The organism is Niallia sp. NCCP-28 (genome assembly GCF_023168165.1).
GTDB lineage: Bacteria > Bacillota > Bacilli > Bacillales > Cytobacillaceae > Niallia.
The window spans coordinates 316375-339622 of sequence record NZ_BQYJ01000003.1 but is presented as its reverse complement, the minus strand read 5'-3'; the positions used below and the strand labels follow the sequence as shown (position 1 = coordinate 339622).

The 23248-nt window shown below is 34.3% G+C and carries 26 protein-coding genes; 5 read left to right on the top strand and 21 right to left on the bottom strand.

The features are described 5' to 3' along the window. Nucleotides 1-329: 329 nt before the first annotated feature. From acsA to NCCP28_RS10960, 8 genes are all read right to left on the bottom strand, one after another. Entirely contained in the window at nucleotides 330-2048 is a 1719-nt protein-coding gene (gene acsA, locus NCCP28_RS10995) for an acetate--CoA ligase (protein WP_248561453.1), read from the bottom strand. Nucleotides 2049-2350: 302 nt separating this feature from the next. Then, complete coding sequence (locus tag NCCP28_RS10990; protein ID WP_248561452.1) at nucleotides 2351-2926, bottom strand: hypothetical protein; 576 nt, start codon at nucleotides 2924-2926, stop codon at nucleotides 2351-2353. Between the two features lie 246 nt (nucleotides 2927-3172). After that, complete coding sequence (locus tag NCCP28_RS10985; RefSeq protein WP_248561777.1) at nucleotides 3173-3880, bottom strand: SGNH/GDSL hydrolase family protein; 708 nt, start codon at nucleotides 3878-3880, stop codon at nucleotides 3173-3175. A 177-nt stretch (nucleotides 3881-4057) separates the two neighbouring features. Continuing rightward, nucleotides 4058-4540: a GNAT family N-acetyltransferase gene (locus NCCP28_RS10980; RefSeq protein WP_248561451.1), complete on the bottom strand. Its 483-nt coding sequence runs from the start codon at nucleotides 4538-4540 to the stop codon at nucleotides 4058-4060. A gap of 8 nt (nucleotides 4541-4548) precedes the next feature. Then, nucleotides 4549-4902, bottom strand: coding sequence for a winged helix-turn-helix transcriptional regulator (locus tag NCCP28_RS10975; protein ID WP_248561450.1), 354 nt, complete (start codon nucleotides 4900-4902; stop codon nucleotides 4549-4551). Nucleotides 4903-5096: 194 nt separating this feature from the next. After that, nucleotides 5097-5921 (bottom strand): aldo/keto reductase, encoded by an 825-nt coding sequence (locus NCCP28_RS10970; RefSeq protein ID WP_248561449.1) that lies wholly within the window; start codon nucleotides 5919-5921, stop codon nucleotides 5097-5099. A gap of 223 nt (nucleotides 5922-6144) precedes the next feature. Continuing rightward, nucleotides 6145-6822, bottom strand: a complete 678-nt coding sequence (locus NCCP28_RS10965; RefSeq protein ID WP_248561448.1) for a GNAT family N-acetyltransferase — start codon at nucleotides 6820-6822, stop codon at nucleotides 6145-6147. Nucleotides 6823-6828: 6 nt separating this feature from the next. After that, the gene (locus NCCP28_RS10960; RefSeq protein ID WP_248561447.1) at nucleotides 6829-7698 is read right to left on the bottom strand and encodes a carbon-nitrogen hydrolase family protein; all 870 of its coding nucleotides are present in this window, start codon (nucleotides 7696-7698) and stop codon (nucleotides 6829-6831) included. A gap of 229 nt (nucleotides 7699-7927) precedes the next feature. Between NCCP28_RS10960 and NCCP28_RS10955 the strand changes: the two genes are divergently transcribed. Further along, nucleotides 7928-8089, top strand: coding sequence for a hypothetical protein (locus NCCP28_RS10955; RefSeq protein ID WP_248561446.1), 162 nt, complete (start codon nucleotides 7928-7930; stop codon nucleotides 8087-8089). Nucleotides 8090-8250: 161 nt separating this feature from the next. On the opposite strand, the gene NCCP28_RS10950 is transcribed toward NCCP28_RS10955, so the two are convergent. From NCCP28_RS10950 to NCCP28_RS10930, 5 genes are all read right to left on the bottom strand, one after another. Continuing rightward, nucleotides 8251-9408, bottom strand: a complete 1158-nt coding sequence (locus NCCP28_RS10950) for an acyl-CoA dehydrogenase family protein (protein WP_248561445.1) — start codon at nucleotides 9406-9408, stop codon at nucleotides 8251-8253. Nucleotides 9409-9484: 76 nt separating this feature from the next. Then, nucleotides 9485-9943, bottom strand: coding sequence for a GNAT family N-acetyltransferase (locus tag NCCP28_RS10945; RefSeq protein ID WP_248561444.1), 459 nt, complete (start codon nucleotides 9941-9943; stop codon nucleotides 9485-9487). A gap of 85 nt (nucleotides 9944-10028) precedes the next feature. Next, the gene (locus NCCP28_RS10940) at nucleotides 10029-10259 is read right to left on the bottom strand and encodes a hypothetical protein (protein WP_248561443.1); all 231 of its coding nucleotides are present in this window, start codon (nucleotides 10257-10259) and stop codon (nucleotides 10029-10031) included. 73 nt (nucleotides 10260-10332) lie between these two features. Then, nucleotides 10333-11769: a phospholipase D family protein gene (locus NCCP28_RS10935; RefSeq protein WP_248561442.1), complete on the bottom strand. Its 1437-nt coding sequence runs from the start codon at nucleotides 11767-11769 to the stop codon at nucleotides 10333-10335. Between the two features lie 287 nt (nucleotides 11770-12056). Further along, the gene (locus tag NCCP28_RS10930; RefSeq protein WP_248561441.1) at nucleotides 12057-12299 is read right to left on the bottom strand and encodes a type B 50S ribosomal protein L31; all 243 of its coding nucleotides are present in this window, start codon (nucleotides 12297-12299) and stop codon (nucleotides 12057-12059) included. Nucleotides 12300-12441: 142 nt separating this feature from the next. Here NCCP28_RS10930 and plsY point away from each other — a divergent pair, with 142 nt between their 5' ends. The 4 genes from plsY to NCCP28_RS10910 all read left to right on the top strand — a co-directional run bounded on the left by plsY (nucleotide 12442) and on the right by NCCP28_RS10910 (nucleotide 16869). After that, nucleotides 12442-13032: a glycerol-3-phosphate 1-O-acyltransferase PlsY gene (plsY, locus tag NCCP28_RS10925; protein ID WP_248561440.1), complete on the top strand. Its 591-nt coding sequence runs from the start codon at nucleotides 12442-12444 to the stop codon at nucleotides 13030-13032. A 445-nt stretch (nucleotides 13033-13477) separates the two neighbouring features. Next, a complete protein-coding gene (locus NCCP28_RS10920; protein ID WP_248561439.1) occupies nucleotides 13478-14575 on the top strand; it encodes an ATP-binding protein in 1098 nt (365 codons plus the stop codon). A 709-nt stretch (nucleotides 14576-15284) separates the two neighbouring features. Next, nucleotides 15285-16412 carry a CapA family protein gene (locus tag NCCP28_RS10915; RefSeq protein ID WP_248561438.1) on the top strand — a complete coding sequence of 376 codons (1128 nt, stop codon included), beginning with the start codon at nucleotides 15285-15287 and terminating at the stop codon, nucleotides 16410-16412. Between the two features lie 157 nt (nucleotides 16413-16569). Beyond that, entirely contained in the window at nucleotides 16570-16869 is a 300-nt protein-coding gene (locus tag NCCP28_RS10910; protein ID WP_248561437.1) for a HesB/YadR/YfhF family protein, read from the top strand. 170 nt (nucleotides 16870-17039) lie between these two features. On the opposite strand, the gene NCCP28_RS10905 is transcribed toward NCCP28_RS10910, so the two are convergent. From NCCP28_RS10905 to NCCP28_RS10870, 8 genes are all read right to left on the bottom strand, one after another. Continuing rightward, the gene (locus NCCP28_RS10905; protein ID WP_248561436.1) at nucleotides 17040-17330 is read right to left on the bottom strand and encodes a hypothetical protein; all 291 of its coding nucleotides are present in this window, start codon (nucleotides 17328-17330) and stop codon (nucleotides 17040-17042) included. A gap of 72 nt (nucleotides 17331-17402) precedes the next feature. Then, a complete protein-coding gene (locus tag NCCP28_RS10900; RefSeq protein WP_248561435.1) occupies nucleotides 17403-17834 on the bottom strand; it encodes an acyl-CoA thioesterase in 432 nt (143 codons plus the stop codon). Nucleotides 17835-17861: 27 nt separating this feature from the next. Beyond that, nucleotides 17862-20207 carry an AAA family ATPase gene (locus NCCP28_RS10895; protein WP_248561776.1) on the bottom strand — a complete coding sequence of 782 codons (2346 nt, stop codon included), beginning with the start codon at nucleotides 20205-20207 and terminating at the stop codon, nucleotides 17862-17864. A gap of 163 nt (nucleotides 20208-20370) precedes the next feature. Beyond that, nucleotides 20371-20514, bottom strand: coding sequence for an acid-soluble spore protein N (locus NCCP28_RS10890; RefSeq protein WP_101178464.1), 144 nt, complete (start codon nucleotides 20512-20514; stop codon nucleotides 20371-20373). A gap of 165 nt (nucleotides 20515-20679) precedes the next feature. After that, complete coding sequence (locus NCCP28_RS10885) at nucleotides 20680-20811, bottom strand: FbpB family small basic protein (protein ID WP_248561434.1); 132 nt, start codon at nucleotides 20809-20811, stop codon at nucleotides 20680-20682. 208 nt (nucleotides 20812-21019) lie between these two features. After that, a complete protein-coding gene (locus tag NCCP28_RS10880; protein ID WP_248561433.1) occupies nucleotides 21020-21511 on the bottom strand; it encodes a peroxiredoxin family protein in 492 nt (163 codons plus the stop codon). A 351-nt stretch (nucleotides 21512-21862) separates the two neighbouring features. Further along, nucleotides 21863-22390 carry a PepSY domain-containing protein gene (locus NCCP28_RS10875; RefSeq protein WP_248561432.1) on the bottom strand — a complete coding sequence of 176 codons (528 nt, stop codon included), beginning with the start codon at nucleotides 22388-22390 and terminating at the stop codon, nucleotides 21863-21865. 157 nt (nucleotides 22391-22547) lie between these two features. After that, the gene (locus NCCP28_RS10870; RefSeq protein ID WP_248561431.1) at nucleotides 22548-23240 is read right to left on the bottom strand and encodes a PepSY domain-containing protein; all 693 of its coding nucleotides are present in this window, start codon (nucleotides 23238-23240) and stop codon (nucleotides 22548-22550) included. Between the last annotated feature and the right edge of the window lie 8 nt (nucleotides 23241-23248).

Here is a 23248-nt window from a genome sequence, read left to right as displayed (position 1 = left end):
AAATAAAGAAGGAGAGAAAAGCTGTTTTACAAATAATTCAAACTCGGAATCTATTTAACATAATCATTTTTAAAGCTGCTATCGATTATTAATGCATTACGAAAGGAAATGCACCCCCTTTTTCTATACATGCGAAGCTAAATCGAATATGTATGAAAAGTTCAGTCATTTAATAGAATTCATCACTCGATTATACTGCATGAAAAGGAATTTATGATACACTTTAAAACGTAAAAACATATAGATACAATATCTAGAGGTGCTTACAAAGAAGTGTTTTCTATTTGTGGAAAACGTAGTGCTAGCAATAGTATATATATATATATATATTAATCTTCCATTGTCGATAAATCACCTGTTGGAAGCCCAAGCTCCCATGCTTTTAGAACTCGCCGCATAATTTTGCCGCTTCTTGTTTTCGGTAATTTTGCAATAAATTCAATTTCTCTGGGTGCAGCATGTGCAGCGAGACCATTTTTTACAAACTGACGTATTTCTTCTTTTAATTTATCTGACTCTTGATAACCATCTACAAGGGCAACAAATGCTTTGATAATTTCTCCTCTAATCGCATCTGGTTTCCCGATAACTCCCGCTTCTGCAACAGCTGGAAATTCAATAAGCTTATTTTCTACTTCAAATGGCCCTACCCGCTCTCCAGCCGTCATAATAACATCATCCACCCGGCCTTGGAACCAGAAATATCCATCTTCATCCACATAAGCAGAGTCTCCTGAAACATACCATTCATTTAGAAGAAAATAACTGTCATACTTTTTTTGATTATTCCAAATCGTATGCATCATAGATGGCCAACCTTTTTTTACCGCTAAATTGCCCATCTGATTTGGGGGCAGAATATTTCCATCATCATCAACAATTGCAGCTTCGACGCCTGGAATTGGTTTGCCCATCGAACCAGGTTTGATTTCCATGGATGGATAATTGCAAATAAGCTGTGCCCCTGTTTCTGTCATCCACCATGTATCATGAATGCGATGCCCAAACACTTCATATCCCCAGCGAATTACTTCTGGATTTAATGGTTCCCCCACACTTAAAATATGGCGCAAGGAAGATAAACTGTATTTTTGCACCACTTCTTCCCCTGCACTCATTAGCATTCTAAAAGAAGTGGGTGCACTGTACCAAACTGTCACTCCAAAAGTCTCAATTGTTTTATACCATGCATCAGGACTAAAGCGTCCGCCTGCTACAATATTAGTAGCTCCAGTCAGCCATGGACCAAAAATTCCATAAGAAGTTCCTGTCACCCAGCCTGGATCTGCGGTACACCAATAAATGTCATCTTCCTGTAAATCAAGCACCCATTTAGCAGTCTGATAATGCTGAACCATTGCATGATGAACATGAAGAACACCTTTTGGTTTGCCCGTAGAACCAGATGTATAATGAAGAATTAGCCCATCATTTTTTTCCACCCATTCCACTTCCAACTCATCGGAAGCTGTTTGGAAATACTTTAGAAAATCAACAAAATTGCCTTCCTCTTTGATATCTTCGCCAACGAGAAAAATTGTTTCTAATGCTTCCAATTCATCAATTGGAACACGTCCGACCAATTCTGGGGTTGTAATCAACACTTTCGCGGCACTGTCTTGCAGCCTATCCCTTACAGCATCCTCCATAAAGGCCTCAAATAATGGACCGACAATTGCTCCTAGTTTAATGGTGCCAAGGAGAGCAAAATATAATTCTGGTGAGCGCGGCATAAAAATAAATACCCTGTCTCCTTTTTGGACGTCACCTTGTTCCCTTAAAACATTCCCAGCTTTATTTGTTTGTTTTTTCATATCATTAAATGAATATTTCTCATTTCTAGTTTGACTTAAATAGTAGAGGGCCACTTTATGCTTTCGTGAACTTTCAGCGTGGCGGTCGATTGCTTCATATGCTGCATTTATTTTTCCTGTTTGATGCCAAGAAAAATCTTCTTCCGCTTCTTTCCAATCGAAATGTTGGTACATCTCTTCATAGTTTTTGAGGTTATAATTCCCTTCAACAGGTGGAAACGCTTCCATTTTCATTAATACATCCCCCTCATTTCAATATTTTTACATGTTTTATTATAAAATAAAAACACTATATACACAATGATAATGGTTACATTATCCATTTATTCTTTTTTCTGCGAAAAAGAATAAAAACCAAACAAAAAAGCGCCAAAATACATCATAAGCATTACATAACTTTTTTAAAATTAAATATAAAAAAACATCTTTTTTTGCAAAATGAAAAATAAATAGAAATCAAAAAACAGGTGAAGAAAAAAATTTGTTTTTCTTCACCTGTTTTTATTTTAGGACTTATTAGTATGTTTTTTATTGAATTAATGAGAAAAAAAGGACATCATGGGAAAAAAACCTCCTATTTTTTTATTGATTTTTTTCCATTCTTTTGCTTTTAAGCTACAGCCCATCATCCGATATTCTCTATTCGTTGTTTTTAAAACAATTGCCCATGTATTTTCCCCGTGATTGAGGCCATTTTCCCAATCCCATATTTTCAGGCGATATAATTCCTTTTTTAAAGCTAAATAATCAAATTCTGCACCTATTTGAGGAATAGCCATCTTCTGTTGATTTTGTAACAGATGCCACTCCTGCATAAAATAGGTTTCTAGTATAAAATCAATCGTTAATTTGTGCCAACTGCTCCTATATTCCTCAAATTCTATTGAAATGCTATTAATTTCTTTTTCAGGAAGAATAGAAACAATATTGTCTTCTAGTTGAAACAAATCTTTTTTTCTTGCGATAGCTGATTTTATAGAGGATAAATGAACAGGCTTATCCTCCTCTAAGGAAATAGCCGGATTATTTTTTATTTCATCATAGATGGAAAAAATCGTTGTTGGTCCCCTTCTTTCCAATACATCCAATATCTTTTCATACATACTGCCCATTCGATAATCCTCCGTACTTGATTTACTTTATTTCCATCTTTTTCTATTCTCTATTAGTATAGCAAATTCGCCCTATTCTCCATAGAAAAATACCCGCAAAAAAAGCGATCAGACTACTAAAAGTCAAATCACGTCTTTCAGCCCATCAAAAAATTTAATAGGCTAGTCCTTTTAAATCAGATAAAGGGAACCTGCAACCGTATTTCCCCAGACCATTATCTCCTGTCTAAATTTTTATGAGCTTTCCTAATCTTCCAAAAGTGGTATTTGCTGTTTGTTAACACGAGATAAATTTTGATAAATAATTTTGCTCATTTCTTTATAACCGGCTGCATTTAAATGGATTCCATCATCACTAATAAACTGAGTTAAATCTCCACTTTTTTTGAGATTTGTTCGCACATCAATAAAGGGAACATTAAGCTGCTCTATTAATTTATTAAGCTGCCGATTATAGATTCCATGCCAATGCTCAATGCCCCCACATCTTGAAATCCAATGACTCACTGCATGTCCATATTTGCTTGCAATAAACTCATAATAGCGAACAGGATCCAGTGGCGGCAATGTTAAAATAATAGGAGTAATATTATATTCTTTTACTTGATTGATAATATTTTTAATATTATTTACGTATTCAGCAACTGGAACAATCGGTTCATGCATCTCTTCAGGAAATTTGGCAACCTCTTCCCATTTAAAATTGCAGTCATTTCCGCCAATATTAATCAGCACATAATTTGGCTTCTCCAAGATGACATCCTTTTCGAGCCGACTTATCAGCAATCCAGAATTGTCATTAAATACCCCTTTATTTACTACAATCGTTTCTTCTTGATTAAGACTAAAAAAACTCTGCAAAAAGGTTGGATAATTATCTTTTATAATACGTACTCTACCCTTTAAATAGGAAACGCCTCTTGTTAAACTGTCTCCAAAACAAACAATTTTCATCACTTTTCCCACCTGTTTTTTCCTATTTTTAGAATCGTCATGTTTTAGTATATGTCGATTTTTGCAAAATGCTTATCCCAATTTCATTATAACAGGTTTTGTTGTCGACAAAAATTGCATTGCTTTTTCAAGAGAAAAATTCGCAAGAGTTTCCTTCTTGCAAATTGAAAAAAACAGTTACTTAATTTCTCGAAAACCGATTTTTTCATATACTCTTTTGGCTCGCTCATTTCCTTTTGCTACAACCAAATGCAACTCTTTATATCCTTTTTTAGAAAGAGCTTGCATACTTTGTACAAGAACTTTTGTAAATAATCCTTTATTTGTATGCTCTGGCAATGTTACCCCATAAATTAATAACGGAACCCCTTTAAATAAAGTAACAAATGCACCAGACAATATTCGATTTCCATCCTTATATATATAAGAGCTGTCAAATAAAAAAGGACCATATAGCCCTTTTAATAATGCTTTCACTTCTAGCTGACATCTGTTTAACGTATGGCCATAATCATGTATTGTATTCTTATAGCCATTATAAAACAGTTTGCTGACTGCAAATCTGTCATCTGGATGGACAGGTTCTATATTAGAAGGCATCCCTTTATCAGCAAACTTTGCAGGAAACAGCTTTACTTTCATTTCAGTTTTATCGCTCATAAAAATAGCTACTCCTTCTTTTCTGCTTCTTCCCCCCATTTAGTTGCCCATGCAGCAATAGAGTCAATCACCATTTCTAACTCTTTTCCTTTGTCTGTTAATAAATATTCAATTCTTACTGGAACTTCTGGGAAAACTTTTCGGTTTACAATCCCCAGTTCCTCTAACTCTTTTAATCTTTCAGAAAGCAGTCGGCCACTTATCGGCAATGAATTTTCAATATCCGAAAATCTTTTTTTTCCAGATAATAGTTGAGTCACAATTAATCCTATCCACCTTTTTCCCAATAAATTCATTGCAAATTCAAATTTAGGACATAAATCAGAAACAGATTTATCCTTTTTTCCTTTTGATTCTTTCATAAAATCACCTCAAACACACTATTTCCCAACGATTAATATGTGATGATTATATATAATTTAAAAACCAATAGCAATAAAAACAGTAAAATGCCGTTTTTTGCATCGCGCTTCACTAAATTTTCAGATGATCAAATCCATGCAAAAAAGCAGCCGGGAAATAATATTCCCAACTGCTTTTTTTACTCCATCCAGGACTAGAAATCAAAATTATCTGGATCTGGACCAACACGTTCATTTTTATTTAGTGCATTAATTTTTTCCATCGCATCCTTGCTTAACTCAAAATCGAAGATAGAGGCATTTTCAATAATGCGGCTTTCTTTAATTGATTTAGGAATCGTAACAATTTCACTTTGAATATCCCAGCGGAGAATGATTTGCGCAACTGATTTATTATGTGCTGCAGCAATTTCTGTGAGTACTTTGTTATCCAACAATTGCCCTTGTGCTAATGGAGACCATGCTTCCACTACAATGTTTTTGTCTTTGCAATAGTTTCTAACTTCTAATTGGCTCAAAAGCGGATGAAGTTCAATTTGGTTCACCATTGGAACAATTTCGGCATCGTCCAGTAAATCTTCTAAATGATGAACATGGAAATTGCTTACTCCAATTGCCTTTACTTTTCCATCTTTATAAAGCTTTTCTAATGCCTTCCATGTTTTTTTATACTTCCCCTTAACAGGCCAATGAATTAAATATAGATCAATATAATCTAATCCTAGTTTTTGCAAACTTGTTTCAAAAGCAGCTAAAGTAGAATCATAACCCTGGTCTGCATTCCAGACTTTTGTTGTAATAAACAGATTTTCACGATTGATGCCAGACTCTTTAATAGCCTGCCCCACTCCTTCTTCATTGCCATAAACAGCTGCTGTATCAATAGAAATATAGCCATTTTTTATAGCTGCTTTTACAGAATCAATTACTTCCTGCCCTTCTTCCACTTTAAATACTCCAAGACCAAACCAAGGCATTTTGACTCCATTATGTAATGTAACAGTTGATTGTAAATTCATCTATTATCCCTCCTTGTTCTATTCTACTAGCTATCTTCTCATATTCTTTTCTTTTGGAAAAGTATTTTGCTTTGCGAATTAACTTATTGATTTATAAAGCAAATTCACAATGAATGGAGGTTTTTCGCGTTCTCCCAATCTTGACTTCCCCCTTGCCAGGCGATAAATATACAAAAAAGTCTGGCTCTTTTTGAAAAGGACCAGACTTAAAAGAATTCTGTTTTCATCTGATAATTTCCTGTTTAAACGGATTTTTCCACTCCATCAAAACAGCGTAATTTAGAGAATCTTCATCTTCCAAATAATTATTCAATATACAAACAGGTGTTCTTCCGCATTTCAGCAAAAAAGAAATTACTGGATCTTTTAACTTTCCTGCAAGCACTTTTTGCAGATAGCTTTGTGGCGTTTCTGCATCAGCATGTAGTTTGTAGCCAGGCATTCTGCCTCCACCTAATAGCCGGGATAGTTTTTTTTCAATAACCAGGTGGTACATGCTTTCCATCATTATTTTGCCGAGGCCTAATGTACGGAATTTGGGACGCACACTAATATCAACAATGTATAATGCATTGCCATGCCCAGTATGTTTTTTAATATAACCATTATCGGTTATCTCTTCCCATGTATGCTGACTGTTTAGCGGATCATAGTTTATGCATAAACTTGTCAGCGAGCCCGCCAGTTCCCCGTCTATTTCCACACATATAGCACCTTCTGGAAATAATGCTACATGATGAGAAAGCTGCTCCTTATTCCACCACAACTCAGATGGGAATGGCGGAGGAAAACATTCTGACTGAATCGCAATCAGTTCATCAAAATCTTTTTTTGTATAATTGCGCACAATACACACTGCTGGTTTCTGCTCCTTGTATAAATAAAATTCAGAATGATACATCAGCGTTTATCCTTCCACAGTAGAGTTCCAATCAGGATAAAGATCTGTTCGTCTGTCTCTCCATGTTGTAACAGACCCTCTTTCTCTCACTTCATATAAAAGAGATAAGTCCAAATCTGCTGTAATAATCATATCATCATTTAATTCCCCTTCTGCCATTAGACCTTTTGGCGGAAATGGGATATCATTTGGTGTGATAACAGCTGCCTGCCCAAAATTAGCCCGCATAAAATCAACATTTGTCAACGAACCGACCGTTCCTGTAACAACCACGTATACTTGATTTTCAATAGCTCTGGCATGACAAGTATAGCGAACGCGATGAAAACCATGGCGATCGTCTGTACAAGAAGGACAAAAGATGACATCTGCCCCCTGTGCTTTTGCCATGCGGACAATTTCAGGAAATTCGATATCATAGCAAGTTAAAATAGCTATTTTTCCTTTATCTGTATCAAAAATACGAAATGATTCTCCTTTATCCATACCCCATTCTTGTACTTCTGTAGGAGTTATATGAAGTTTCGCCTGCTCTTCCACCCTGCCATCAGGATAAAAAAGATGGGCCACATTATATAATTTATCTTCCTTGCGCATAACATGAGTTCCACCGATTATATGCATACCAGTTTGAACAGCAAATGTTCTGAATAGATCTCGATATTGTTCGGTAAATCCAGGCAGTTCATTTATTGTTAACGGATTTTGTCCATCGCCCATTGATAATAATTGTGTCGTAAAAAACTCCGGAAATAGCACAAATTCTGCTCCATATTCTTCTGCGTTGCGAATATAATGTTCACATTGTTTGGCAAATTCCTCAAAGGACTTAATATTTTGCAGTTTATACTGCACGGCAGAAACTCTTATTTTCATTTTCCATCTCCCTTTAACAAATCATTTTTAGTTAAGCTAAATTCTTTTAGCTATTATGAAACATTTTTTCTATTATTTCAATAGGTTTTTCCAATTTTCTGGCGAATATATACTATAAATATTGTTCTCATTTTTTATTTTCTTCATATATTACACTAAAATAAACGCTTAAAAAAGAAAAATAAGTGGTATAAAACAGTACATATTTTATCGAAAGGCGGAATTGCGAATGATTTTTTTATATGGCTTATTATGTTTATTAGCAATAGAAGAATTAACGGTGCTCCTTGTAAAAAGGATTATCAATGGCCCCTTTCGCTTCGAAATTAGGATTAAGAAACAGTGGAGCATGTATCGAAGCAAATGGAAAAACAGAGAAAATGCTGCATGATTTCCTCTACCAAATATCCTATTCAATTAAAGAAAAAAAAGCGACAAAAGAAGCATTTTGCACTCAAAAATGCTTTCTCTTTTTCGTCCGCTTTAAATTCACCTGCTTCTTTACCTAAAAAGTACAGAGCCACCTATATGCTTTTTGGCTCTGCATTTTTTCTAATCTTTTTTGTATTGATTTAAAGAATAGCCAGCAAGCTGTGCGATTGTCATATCATCCATCGGCGGATTATGAAGTCCTGCTCGAATATCCCGATAGTAGCGCTGCAGAGGACTTTTTGCAGAAAGACTTCTTGCTCCCACAATCCTCATTGCCAAATCGACTACTTCAATTGCCGTATTAGTTACCACTAATTTTGCAGCACTTAATTGTGGCAATAAATGCTCTTTTTCCTCTTCCTTTGTTTCATCCCATGTTTTGCTAACAGAATAAAGAAAATACTTTGCTTGCAGCATTTTCAATTCCATTTCGCCAATTTTGGTTCGAACGCTTGGCAGTTCACTAATGGTCCCTGTAATGCTGTTTGGAGCATAGCTTTTTGCAAATTGCACGGCTTCTTTTTGCGCAGCACCAGCAATGCCAAGATAACATGCTGGGATATGCAGCAGCCATGGGTTTATCCGCTTTGCACCGCCTAATGTTTCCACATAATTATCCTGCTCCACTTCCACATTTTCAAAATACACATCATGGCTTCCTGTTCCTTTGAGAGCAATGCTATCCCATGTTTCTTCTATGCGAATACCTTTGTTTTCTTTGCAGATTAAAAAATTGCCGATTTCCTCTGTGTGTTTAATAGACGCAGAAACAACAAAATAATCTAACACTACAGACATCGTAGTAAATGACTTATGTCCATTGATGACCCATTTATCGCCAATTTTTTCCGCCGTTGTCTGGGGTTTCCCTCCCCTTGTTGGACTGCCTGTTTGAGGTTCCGTTGCTGCTGCATTAATTAATGCCCCTTTGTGTAACCTTTCATAAACAGCAGCTAAAACTTTCGGATTCCATTTATTTTCATACATATTGCGGACAACGCCCATATGCCAGCCGATGGAAAGCGCGGTTGCCCCATCTCCTTGGGCAATAACCTCTTGCAGTCTGATATAGTCATAAAGGGATATCTCTTGCCCTCCAAAAACTTTTGGAATGGTTAATGCCGTATATCCGCAATTTTTTAAATCAGCAATATTCTCATACACAAACTCCCCTTTTTCATCTATCTCAGCCGCCCGTTCTTTAAAGTTTTCTGCCATTTTTGCTAATGCACTTATTCTTTCTTCCAGAGAATTCATAGCCGCTAAATTTTTTGCCATTTTCGCTTCTCTTCCTTTCTTTTATCTATTCTTATTCTTTTAATCTATGTAATTTTTTTGATTTTTTAAGCATTTTCTATAACTTATATTCAAAGTAAATCATATCTATTGCCTGAATTCCATTTTCAACAATGATGTCTGGATAGTCTGCAAAGAAGTTTTTCTTTATTTCCCAAAAATGAAAACCGCATTTTTGATAGAAAGCAATATTTTCTATGCTGGAATTTGCAGTGCCAACCAATACTCGTTCTTTTTCCATTTTTTTTGCTGATTGAAGAATGTGCTGAATGCATGCTTTGCCGTATCCTCTGCCTCGAAATTCGGGAATAAGCGCAATATTTTTTATTTCGACTGTGTTTTCATGGAAATCGATTATCAATATACAACCAATTGTATCATTTTCCTCATTTTTTATGGCGAATAAAGTTCCGGCTTCTATATAATCTTTCACTACTTCCTCACTTTCATCTGCCATTAGAAGAATAGGCAAAAAAGCGACTCTATTTTTCATTTCCACTGCCTCAAAAGTAATCATAAGAACCTCCTTTGCATCCCTTTATTTCATTATAAGCTTTTGTTTTGAATCAAGGGGAAAATAAAAACCCCTCTTTCCATTCTTTTTAGGAAAACGGGGCTGTTTTTGTTAATTTATTCAATAATTTTTTGCTATCTTCCATTTTTCCCACAAAACCATTAATTTTTGTATGCACTTTCTTATATCTGCCTATCTCTGGTGGGGATTCTGAAACAGCAATAAAATGCTCTAAAAACCGAAGAACCATTGTTTTTTCTTGATAAGCCATCCACAAATGCACTAGTTCTGAAGAAGTAAGAGAATCTTTTTTGTTCATGCTATCTTCCTCCCACATTAAATATTTATCATTAGCATTACTAGAAATAACTCTTTTATGTGGAAAGTGATATTCAGTAAGTAGTAAACCAAAATAATCGCTGCAGCCGGTAGAGCATATAACGGAAAACAGGAACGGTGTCTTCTGTATGATAATCTTTTGTATATTCGGCCCCTTGATTATTCCATAATGCTTCAAAATAACTTTTTACATCCTTCATAACTGTTGCTTCTTTCGGTCCGCTTATTTTCACATTTGTTTCTAAATTTAAATCCTGTAAATTTCTTCGCGTATAATTTGCGGATCCACTTATAATAGTGTCTTCTTGTTTTCCTTCTATAAACATCATTTTTGTATGGTATTGTTCTTTCCCTGTGTTATACCATTTAATTTGCAAGTTAGCATAATCAGCATTGGCCAATTCGGCAGCCACAGGTATATTAGGCAAACCAGCTTTTTTATTGCCAAAAGAGTTTTGATTAGGATCAAGAATAATATGTATCATGACATCACTGCTTGCAGCTTGTTTTAATGCATCAACTATTTTCCGGTCAGCAAGGTAAAGCATGCCAATCCAAATAATGTCGTCTTTTTTAGCAGCTTTAATGCTGGATAAAACATGTTTCGCTATTTTTCCTTCTGTTAAAAGCTGTACGCGGAGGTCAGAATACACTCCTTCTTTTTCTTTATATATTGGAAAATCAATATCTTTCGAAAACTTAATGACACTATTTTCACTTTTTAAAGCGTCCGCCACTATATTGCCTTCTATCAAAAAGGCAGTATTAGAATGATAGCCGCTAGCATTATGAATATTGCCAGATGAAATAAGTGCCGCTTTTTCTGTTATCACTACTTTTCGATGATTTGCTTTCACATTTAAAAGATCTAAATAAGACCATAGATTTACTTTCGGCGCACTATTTGCAAGCAAGTTTGGCAATTGCCCATTCCCTTTTTCTCCAAACCATTGAAAAAACATTCGCCATATTCCTGAATATAGAGGATTTGAATCCCGCAATACATGCAAGTTGGTCATAATCACTTCTATTCCATTCTCTTTCATTTTTGTTAACTCTTTCGAAGGATAGGAACTATACGCTGTATTTACCCTATCTGTAATAAAAATAATGCTAATAGCAGGATAAGCTTGTTTCTTTTTGATCAATGCTTGAGCAACCGTTTCCGCCATTTTGGGATAAGCTTGATCTTTATCACTATCTTTATTAAATAAAAACATATCGATTACAATAAAGGCATCTGCTTCTTCTATTTGTTTTAAAATGCTCGTCAATATCTCCTGCTTCGATGTTTGTTTTCCGCTGTTATCCTTATATGTAATATCTTTCAGAAATGTCACATGATTAGAATAGTAAACTTCCCCTTCCATCGATAAGCCTAGTGGCAATGGTTTTAAATTATGATAGAAAATAACGCTTATATAGATGGAAATAAATACAATCATGCCAGCAAACCATATTTTTTTTCTTTTTGTTTTCGTTTGTTTCATTTATACTCCTCCACGCCTAATAAAGGAAACTTTAATCAGGCTTTTATCGGCAAGTTTCTTTCTCCCCCATTTTTTCTTCTTCTCCCTTAAGTGGATGTCAAAACCCGCTAATGTGTGATAAATTTAAAGCATTTATAAACATACCCTTCCATAAAAGTTTGCAAACTGACACTTCTATTTCTGCTTATTGTGCACAATAAGCAGAAAAATAAAAAGTCCGCTCTAATAATAGAACGGACTTCTTAATGCTTCAATCAGCGGGGCCTTTAATGTCCACTAAAGAAAAATTACATATTATATTTTTTCTTAAATTTATCTACACGGCCGCCTGCTTCCGCAAACTTTTGCCGTCCCGTATAAAACGGATGGGTGTCTGAACTAATATCTACTTTTATTACCGGATATTCCTTGCCATCTTTCCATAGCATTTTTTCATTAGAAGTTTTAGTAGAACTGCTTAAAAAAGAAAAACCGCTGACAGCATCTGTAAAGATTACTTTATGGTAGTTAGGATGGATATTTTCCTTCATTTTTATCACCTCGCTTCCATTATAAACGTAATGATTTCGATTATCAATTTTATTGATTATATTTTTTTAAAAAATGATGAGTTTTTAGGATAACATGGTACAATAATAGTGGCATGATACATAAATGTAAGGAGAGTTTGTTTTGATTATAGCTATTTTAATCGTTGTATCCTATTTAATTGGCTCCATTCCTTCCGGGCTTATAATAGGAAAAACATTCTACGGTGTGGATATTAGGCAGCATGGCAGCGGAAACCTTGGGGGGACAAACACTTTTCGCACATTAGGCAAAAAAGCGGGTTTCGCAGTGACAATTTCTGATATTTTAAAAGGTACAGTGGCAACACTTTTACCAATGCTGTTTGCTTTAAATCTTGATGTAAATCCATTGATTTTTGGAGTTTTTGCTGTTATTGGCCATATGTATCCTATTTTTGCAGGATTTAAAGGCGGAAAAGCCGTGGCAACTTCTGCAGGAATTCTGTTAGGTCACGAGCCTTTGCTGTTTTTGTTTATCATCTTAATATTTTTCATTACTTTATACTTTTCAAAGTATGTGTCCTTATCTTCCATGGCGGCCGGACTTGCCGGGTTGATTTATTCTCTTGTATTATGGGATGATAAATTGTTGATTCTGATATTAGCACTGCTTACGATTTTTGTTGTCTATAGACACCGGGCAAATATTAAAAGAATTGCTAATAAAACAGAACCAAAAGTGAAATGGATTTAATCAACATAAGCCCTCGAATAAACGAGGGTTTTTTCATTAGACTAGAAAAAAAGCGAATTAGGATTAGTTTCCTGAAAACATTGAAATAATGCCGGAAAATTTTGTATGATAAATCTATTAATTTATATAGCTCAGCGTGTAGATAAAATCAAAAACGCATACTTTCAGGCTGTTTGAAAACAGCTGCCTTTTGAGGCGCAAAACCTGAAAAGGATCGAAGTTACCAAGGCAGACAATGTGCATCCGAAAAATGCTGAGCAACAAAAAAAGCGGGCGCTTGCCAACAGCCTATTATATTTTTTTACATAATCAGCTACTTTTTTTGAAAAATCTTTTAAAAAAAATGACATATCCTGATTTTTTTCGTCATAGAATGTACTAATTAAATTCCAAAGAATGAAGTGGAAACAGCAATTTCTTATTCTATTAAAGGATGGTATCATTTATGAACACTTTATCGAAGAATATAAGCAAGCTTCCTTTTCCTTATTTTTTAATAAATAATCAGCTAGAAATTCTTCACTCTTCTATACCCAATAATTCTTCTATTAAATCATCATCCTTTGCAGATTATTTGCTTATAGATGCAGATGAATTTGCCAGTTTTTTAGAAAGCGGGCATGCAGAAGTAGAAATGACGATTCAATTGCCTTATTTTCATTATGAATCCTTCTACAGGCTGTACAAAGTGGAAGAAGATTCATTCTATCATTTGTATTGCATACCATTAACTAAACAAGAAGAAAATGTACAAAAATTATCCAAACAAATAAATCAGCAGCTCTCTGATTTTCACCAGCATATGAGAGAGCAAAAAAGCCTTTTTACAAAAACCATTCATTTATTTCGCGATGTAGCCCTTTCTAACGATTATAGTAATAATATTGGAAAATTAGCTGCAGGAATTGCCCATGAAATACGCAATCCACTAACAACTGTTAAAGGATTTATTCAATTGATTAAACCTCATTTAGCAGAAATAAAAAAAGAGCGTTATGCCGATATCGCTTTGGAAGAAATTGACCGGGCCAATGATATTATTTTTGATTTCTTAAATGCCTCTAAACCCAAAGACGATAATTTGGAGCATATCTCCATAAATAGATTAATAACAGATATTTGTACATTGTTTGAAAGTGAATCTATTATGAAAAATGTTATGATTCAAATGGATCTTTGCGAACAATCTCCCTATGTATTTTTTAATGAAAAACAATTAAAGCAAGTACTAGTAAATATCATAAAAAATGCATTCGAAGCAATTGAAGAATCCCCTGAAAAAAAAGACAATAAATATATTCATGTAACAACATCCATAAAAAATTCCTTTGTTCGTATCGCTCTTAAAGATAACGGTTGCGGCATCAGCGAATCTGGAATAAAAGAATTATTTAATCCATTTTACACAACAAAGGGAAAAGGTACAGGAATTGGCTTAAGTGTCTGCAAAAAAATAATGGAAGATGCTGACGGTAATTTATATGCAGAAAGCGAATTAAACAATGGTACTACTTTTTACGTTGAAATTCCCTTTAAAGAATAGTTTCCCTGTTTAAATGAACCTTCAATCAGTAGGGGATTTTCTATCTTCTGCTGATTGTTAGCTGCAGCAACATGGCTTTTTCATTAGATATATTAGCCATTTTCTCTAACAAATCTTTTATTCCCCCCTCTATTCAAGTTGCTCTAGATGACAAGGAAAAAAGAACAAACACTCGGTCGATCCCTCTTATTCCTTTCCTTCATTCAGCACTCAAACAGTCGGACAAGCAAAATAGAACCCCCCCCCTCCCTTGTCCGAAAGGCAATTCATCCACACCTTTCTCATTGCTCATTGGGCTATCCCCTTCTCCCTTTCTTGAAGATGGGGGTCTTCTCGCCTATTCAGGATAAAATGAAACTTCCATTAGCATTTTACAGGCTAGTTTCTCCCCACCTGAATTTCTTATTTTCTCCCCTATTCCCTTAGATGAGGATGTCACGGCCTGTTAAATGATAAAAATGAATAATCTCCTTACTTAAATGAATCATATATGTATGAAAGACTATTCCTCTCCTTTTTTAATCATTCTTATATAAAAAAAGCTCTACTCATTTACTTCCTTTTATCTAAATAAAACAACAAAACCATTAAAATCACCAAAACTAGTCGAATACTGCCGCTGATTTTGTTATCCTAGAGAAATGGACAGAATAAACTATTTTAAAATAAAGCTTCATTTATGCAGATGACAGAAGGAGAAATAAAAAAAATGATAAAAAAGAATATATTAGCAGCCAGCGCTTTTATTATTCTTGCCATAGTTTCAGCAGCAATAATAATGGATGCTAAAGAAAAACAACAAGATGAAATAGGTATGCAGCCCATACGCACTACACCAATTGGAGACAAAAAATTAGAAAGCAGTATTACAATTGGAGCTGTTGGCGATATTCTTATTCATGATCGAGTGTATAATGATGCACAAACAAGTAAAAAAACTTATAATTTTAAACCAATGCTAGAAAAAATTACACCTGAACTTTTAAAACCAGATATTCTTCTCGCAAACCAAGAAACGATTGTAGCAGGAACAAGCATTGGACTCTCAGGGTATCCTGCTTTCAACAGTCCACATGAAATTGCAGATGCCTTAAAAGCAGCTGGAGTAGATATTGTTACAACAGCCAATAATCATGCTCTTGATAGAGGGACAGAAGGCCAGATAAAATCTTTAGCTTATTTAAAAAAAATAAAAATGCCCTATGTTGGAACATTTACAAGTGCTAAAGATCAGCAAACAATTCGAATGATGAAAAAAAACGGCATAAAAGTGGCATTTCTTTCATACACATACGGGACAAATGGCATTCCCATCCCAAAGAAACAACCATATATTGTGAATATAATCGATAAAAATAACATGAAAAAGGAAATAACACAGGCAAAAAAACAAGCGGATATTATCGTAATGGGAATTCATTGGGGAAATGAATATGAACGTTTTCCAAACACAGATCAAAAGGAATTAGCGCAATTTTTAGTAAATGAAGGAGTAAACATCATTTTTGGAGGCCACCCTCATGTATTGCAGCATATGGAATGGCTAACCAATAGAGAAGGAAAGAAGGCGCTTGTGGTTTATTCATTAGGCAACTTCCTATCTGGCCAAGACGAGGAATACCGAAATATTGGTGGACTTGCTTCTGTTACCATAAAAAAAACCATAAAAAATAACAAGACAGAAATACAATTGGAAAATCCAAGCTTCTTCCCTACTTATAATTATAGCAATAAAGAAAAAGACTATGAACTGCGGCCATTAGAAGAAGCAAATGATAAAAGGCTCAAACATTCCTATAAGGAAATAATGGGGCATATGATGCAGAGATTACAATAGCAGAGTCATACAAGTTTTTGTCGACATAAGCAGATATATAAAGAATTCCTTTAGTCGCATAAATAAATAGTTTGTTTTATAATAGGTATAACACTTCGTTGGTGTATCTATTTGGACAGAACTATAGAAGGTTAATGAAAAAAAGGGAGTGTATCAAATGAAAATTTTTATTAGTGACCAAGCTGCTTCTTGGTATAAGGAAGAAATGAATTTAAAGGATGGAGATTATGTACGTTTTTTTGCTCGTTACGGGGGATGCAGCACTGTCCAACAAGGATTCTCTTTAGGAATTTCCAAAGAAGAGCCCATCAATATTGGCATATCCACAGAAAAATTTGGCATTACCTATTATATTGAAGAAAAAGATGTATGGTATTTTGATGATAGTGATTTTGCTGCTGAATTTAATGCAGAAGCAAACGAACCAGAGTATCATTTTACACAAAAACAAGCTTAATCTCATTAAATGCGCTGAAAATCCTCTCCTTATTCTGGAGGGGATCTTCAGCGTGTAAACAATGTCTATTTTTCTGCCTTTTCAGACCGCTTAAAAACGTTTGCTTATCGAGATATTTTCGAGCAGCCTGAAGCACCCTTCTTAATTAAAAAGGGTGCTTGCTTATTTTTTTACTTTAATGTATAGGAGATATTTTCACTTCGAAGTATTTCTGCTTGGCTTTTGCCTATTAAATCGAAATGAGAATATCCATCCTTTCTTACATGAATCCATTCTTTTTGCAGGCCATATTTTTTGCCCCATGCTGCAAGTTTAGCAAAATCAGAACAGCCTACTTTTGTGACACTTTTACTTTCTGGAAAACGATTATCTAACCAATAATGGGTCAAAAAAGCAATTTCGCCATGATCAATTTGATGCTTCCATCGAGCGAGTTCTTCTCTATTGATGCCAAAAGCCATTATAACCCCTCCTATTGTCAAAACTAGGAGAAAAAACCACCAAATCTAAATAAGAGTGGTTTATTTTCCTTGTTAATTTTTCTTTTTTATTTCTTCATACTTTTGAAACCATTCTGGAAAACTTTTTTTGAATGACTTTGGCTTAAATGTTTCTTTGCTGACAATTATATGGGTAGAGGTTCCTTGTGCACAAACGTCCCCTTCGCCATTTTCAACGGTATAGCCATATGTTGTTTTTAAGCCGTCGTTTAGTTCGACCCATGTTTTCACAAAAGCCTTGTCGCCATATCGAAGTGGTTTTTTATAAGTTGCTTGAATATCATAAACAGGAGCAAAATACCCTTGATTCTCCATTTCCATATAGCTGTATCCTAAATCCTCCAAAAATCCCCCTCTTCCTAACTCAAAAAACTTTAAATAATTAGCATGATAAATAACACCCATCATATCAGTGTCTGCATAATACAGTTGAATTTCTCTTGTTGAAACAAATAGTTCGCTCATTTTTTTGTATCCTCCCACTTACTTCTACTATATATGCTCCAATTTATCGTTTTTCGAGTAGACAACTAATGCTTTTTCCACATCTTCCTTCGTAATGATGCTATGCATATTATCCTTATCACTTTCTTCATCCATGATTCTTAATGCTTGCAGCTGCACAGCCTCATCAATAATATTAGTAGCAAATCGTCCATTTCCTTGGGTAGGAACAGCTCGTAATGCTTCAAATAAATAACTGATGGCTTTATCAGATAATAGATAATCAAATTTTGCTGCATAAAGTTTCATTATCTCTATTAATTCTTGAACATCATAATCATCAAAAGGAATATATTTTTTAAATCTTGATTGCAGCCCTGGATTGCTTGCTAGTAATTGTTCTGTTTCCTTTGGATATCCAGCTAAAACAACCACTAAATTTTCATTATGATTGGTCATTTCCATTACTAGTGTGTCTACTACTTCTTTTCCAAAATCTTGATTAGAACCATTCACCAAGGAATATGCTTCATCAATAAATAACACGCCGCCTAATGCTTCACGGATTTTCTTTTTTGTTTTAATCGCAGATTGTCCAACATATCCAGCAACAAAATCCGCTCTTGAGGTAACGATTAAATGCCCCCTTTTTAAAATGCCGCAATCTTTAAGAAATTGGGCGTAAAGTTTTGCAACCGTTGTTTTTCCTGTTCCTGGATTTCCTGTAAATACAGCATGAAGCTGGATAGGAAGAATTCTTTGTCCTTTTTCTCTTCGCAATTGCTGCATTTTTACAAAAGCAATAATTTTTTTTATTTCTGCCTTTACTCCATCCAATCCAATTAATTGCTCCAATTCTTTTGCAGGATCTTCTATAGCATTTCCCTCTTTATTAGAAAAGTCTTCTTCCTCTAAAAGTGTATAAGTTAATATATGTTTATTATTTGCAGGCTTCGATCCTTTTTTAAAAATCGCATCTAACACAATATTTTTGACAGCTCGTGCATTGCCAAATGACTCATCCACTTCTTCCCTTTCTAATCGATTCAGCAGTTCTTTTTTTCCACCCTTTGTTATAACATAATCGTTATCGCTGGCAATTTTCTCGCCTATTTCTAAGAGTTCCTCTTTAGAATAATTAGGAAGATGCATAAAATTAGAGGAAGGAAAACGGCTGCGCAATCCATGATTACCTTCTAGAAACTGGCGCATTTCTTCTGGATATCCAGCAAGAATCACCGCGAATTTGCCCCCAAATTCATCTCCTGTCATTAAAGATACAAGTGTATCAATAGCAGCTTGTCCATAATCATTCCCTGATTGCCCTTCCCTTTTTAAGCTATATGCTTCATCAATAAAAAGCACACCTCCTAATGCTTGTTTAACAATGGAACGGACATTTTCTTCTGTCTGCCCCATAAAACCGCCAATTAATTGAGAGCGATCCACTTCCACTACCTCTTCACTTGGCAGAACACCTAATTCATGATAAATGCGGGCTAATAAACGGGCTAATGTTGTTTTTCCTGTTCCTGGATTTCCTGTAAAAATCATATTAAGACTTAATTCATCTTGGATCGTAAAGCCTAATTTTTTTCGGGAATGCTGATATTTCAAAAATCGATAATAATTTTCTACACGTTTTTTTACACTTTCTAAACCAATCATCTGTTCTAAAACTTCTAGTGAAGATTCTTTTTGCTCGTTTATCTGTGCATCTTCCATAAATAATTGATTCCAGCCAGCAATTAATTCATTCAGTGCTTCTATGTCTTTTTTTACATTTTCATAATAAATGGCAGTATGAAATACTCCGCTAATAGATTCTTCATATTCTTCAGCTGCTTTTAATAATTCAGATGTTTTTAAAACAATCTGTTTTAATTGTTCCATAATTTCGTTGTATTTGGAAATAGACTGAACATTTTGCATCTGAACAGCAGATTTTTTATTTGCTGCAAGTTTATCTTGTTCTTCTTCTACTTCATCGAGAAACTTCCTGCAAATATTTATATACTGTTCCGCTACTTTTCTTTTAGCTGTACGATTATCGGTTTCTCTAATTGATGGAAACACTAAATCCTTTAATAAATGACGGTAATTTTGCCAATCATGCTGAGATAAAAAATTAGCTGCTTTTTTATTTCCTTCGTCTAGTTCAATCGCTTTATTTAGCCATGCTAACGCAATTGTATCTTTTTCATCTTCACGAATACGAGAAATAGCTGCCATTGTTAGCAGCTCAGACAATTTTTTTGCCTCTTCCCTTTCATTCATCCTGCCAATCAAATAAAGAATTTTTTCTTCATCAACAATAAAACCATTATCATCAAATTCTTTTTTTATTTCTGCAAACAGCATTTTATCTTGGTGTTTTATCTTTTCTACATTCATTTTATTCACTTCACTCTATCCATTATTCTAGTTCATCCTTTTATACTATCATATTCCAGCAAATTCGTTAATTGATACAACATTTATTTATAGAGCATGCATATTTGATTTTCTTTTCCCATAAAAATAAGCTCCCACAACCAACGTTGCGAGAGCTTTATTTTTATTCCCCTTTAGTTTGAATCACTTGAGGGTGCTGACCAGATGTATCCTGCATTTGTTTTCCTTTATTGCCCCCAGCGCTCCTTGACTTTGTACCGATATGACTTGGAACAAAATGTTTGCTGTCCTTTTTGGGATTACCCATACTATCATCTCCTTCCTCTTATATTGTGCACCAGTAAGAAGAAGATGATAGATGGTAATTGTTGTTTATCCCAGTGCAACAGAAAAGCAGTCTCCCAGGTTCTTGTTTATGTAAAGGCAAAAAAACGCTAAAAGAGGAGCACCGGCCTTGTAAATGTCCGAGTTGTTATCTTGCCTTTTTAAGATGTTTATTTTCCAAGCGTTCTTCAATTTTTTCAATTGCTTCCCTATCTTTTAACAGCTGCAGTCTATTTTCTGCTACCAATTCTTGAAATGAACGTTTTCGTGGTTTTCTCATAATTAAAAACTCCTTTTTTTATTTATTTTTATTTTTTCCAAATCTCTCTGTTATTATTACAAATTTTAGAAAATTTCTCCCCTAAATAATATTTTAAAAATATTTTTTATTCTGAATATTTATATCATTAGTAAGAGGAGCTTGTCTTCATGCTCCTCTTATATTTATTATAGCGCACTTATGCATATTTGTAAAACGCTTTCATTTATTATTTTGAAAATTCTCTCATAATTTCAATCGGCATTGCTGAATAAAACTTATGTTGAATAATTCCCTTTTCATCTATAAAAAAAGTAGTAGGGATTGTGACGACTTTATATTGCTCATTGACCCGATTATTTTCATCCAACAATATTGAAAAAGTAATCTTTTTAGATTGAACAAATTCGATGACATCTTCTGCCCCATCAATATTAACCGCAAGGATTACAACATCTTTTCCCTTTTCTTCAAAAAATTGTTGAATTGCTGGCATTTCTTGTTTACATGGAGGGCACCATGTTGCCCAAAAGTTAAGCATTACTTTTTTCCCTTTAAAATCGGAAAGCTTAATGATTTCTCCCTTTAAATTTCTTAATGAAAAATCCGGAGCTTTTGCACCAATCTCTAATGGTTGTGATTTTGCTGCAATTGTATTCTGCTCCAAGCTAACAGCATACAAGAAACACAAACCTATCAATAAAATAATTTTTTTGACCAAAATTTCACATCCCTTCTATCTATATCCCATTTTTAGAATGTCCAAAACCTTATAAATTACGTATTTCTTATTATTTTTTATTCAGATGCACAAAATTTTTTTATGTTTACCATACAAAAAAGGGGCTTTTAAACTATCCTGTTGATTTCCACTCCAGGCGTTCGCTTTCCATTCCAATCAACAAATTGCCAAAATCCAGCCTAAACATTACCTAACTTTTTTTCAAATTACATACAAAAACCCCGTCTTTTCTTGTAAAATAAATAGAAATCAAAAAGCAGGGGAAGAAAAACAATTTGTTTTTCTTCCCCTGCTTTTTGTTTAGGACTTATTAGACAGCCCCCTTTTTACTTAATCATTATCCAAATGAAGAACTTCACCCGTTTCAGCAGATATTTCTATATCTACATCCTGGCCATTTTTTTGAACAATTTCTATATCATAATAATACTGTCCTGCCTCTTCATCCAATTCTATTTCCGTTACCGTTCCTGCTGCTTTTTTTACTGCCGCTTCTTTTGCTTGCTCTTCCGTTATTTTAATGTTTTTTTGCATCGTTTCTTGTGTAAGAACTTTGCCAGTATCTGCGTTGATATATATTTCATCATCATGTTCGGCTTCTTCTAAAAATTCCACTTGATATAATTTTTCTCCCTTTGCATTTACTTCTAATTCCACTTCTTCTACTGTTTTATTTGTTTTCTCCGAAGCAATTTTTTCTGCCTCTTCTTTCGATACATTTGTCTGTGCTGTCATCGCAGAAATTGGATTTTCCGCTGCAAATCCTTTTTGTTCACTTCCTATATAATAGCCCGTTGAAGCTAGCCCAAGTACTGCCGCCAAACCAATTGAAATTTTCGACCATTTATTTTTCATCATTTATTCCTCCTTAAATTCTATATCATTATCTTATCCTTAGAAAATGATAAGAAAGAAGAAATAAAATGAGAAAACAATGAGAAATAAAAAACAAGTTTATTATTTTTTAATCAAACAGCCTTTGTTTGAAATTTTTTATTCTGGTGCTATAAGTTAGTTAGTCATCTTCCCAATTAATTGATAAAACAGTGCCGCTATATGCATTAATATAAATCTTCACTTCTGTTTTTTGAGCCGTTTCCATTTCTACTTCATAGATCAGCTGATTTTTTTCCTCTTCCAGTTCCACTTCTTTCACATTACCTTGCACTTCTGCTTGGGCAATTTCTTTTGCTTTATTTTTTGTGATAATTGCTGTTTCTTCTGCAATAATTTTTGGTTCTTGTTTAATGCTTCCTGTTTGCCGATTTATTTTATAAACCAGTTCTTTCCTATCCCTTTCTAAAATAACAATAAAATAAGGGATGCCCTTTTCTGTTTGTTCTGTTATTGATTTTAATGTGCCTTTATAAGCTGCCTTCACAAGTTTAACTGCTTCTTCTTTCGTCAGTTCCTTTTCTGCTGTTTGCTGGCTGACTTTTTCTGCTTGTAAATCAGCAATAAAACCAGTTTGTGCATCTACAGAAACATTATATATCCCTTTCTCATTTTGCAGGACAGCATCATATCGTACCTGTCTTTCTTTTTTTATTTCTTTTATACGGATTATTTCTCCATCATACTTTTGTGTTATGATTGACTCTGCCTCTTTTAAAGTAATTTTATCTTGTTTGTTTATAAAAAAACAGCTGCCCATAAGGAGAAAAATGCCAATAATAACAAATGCACCAATTTTCCTTATCCTTTCCATATGTATAC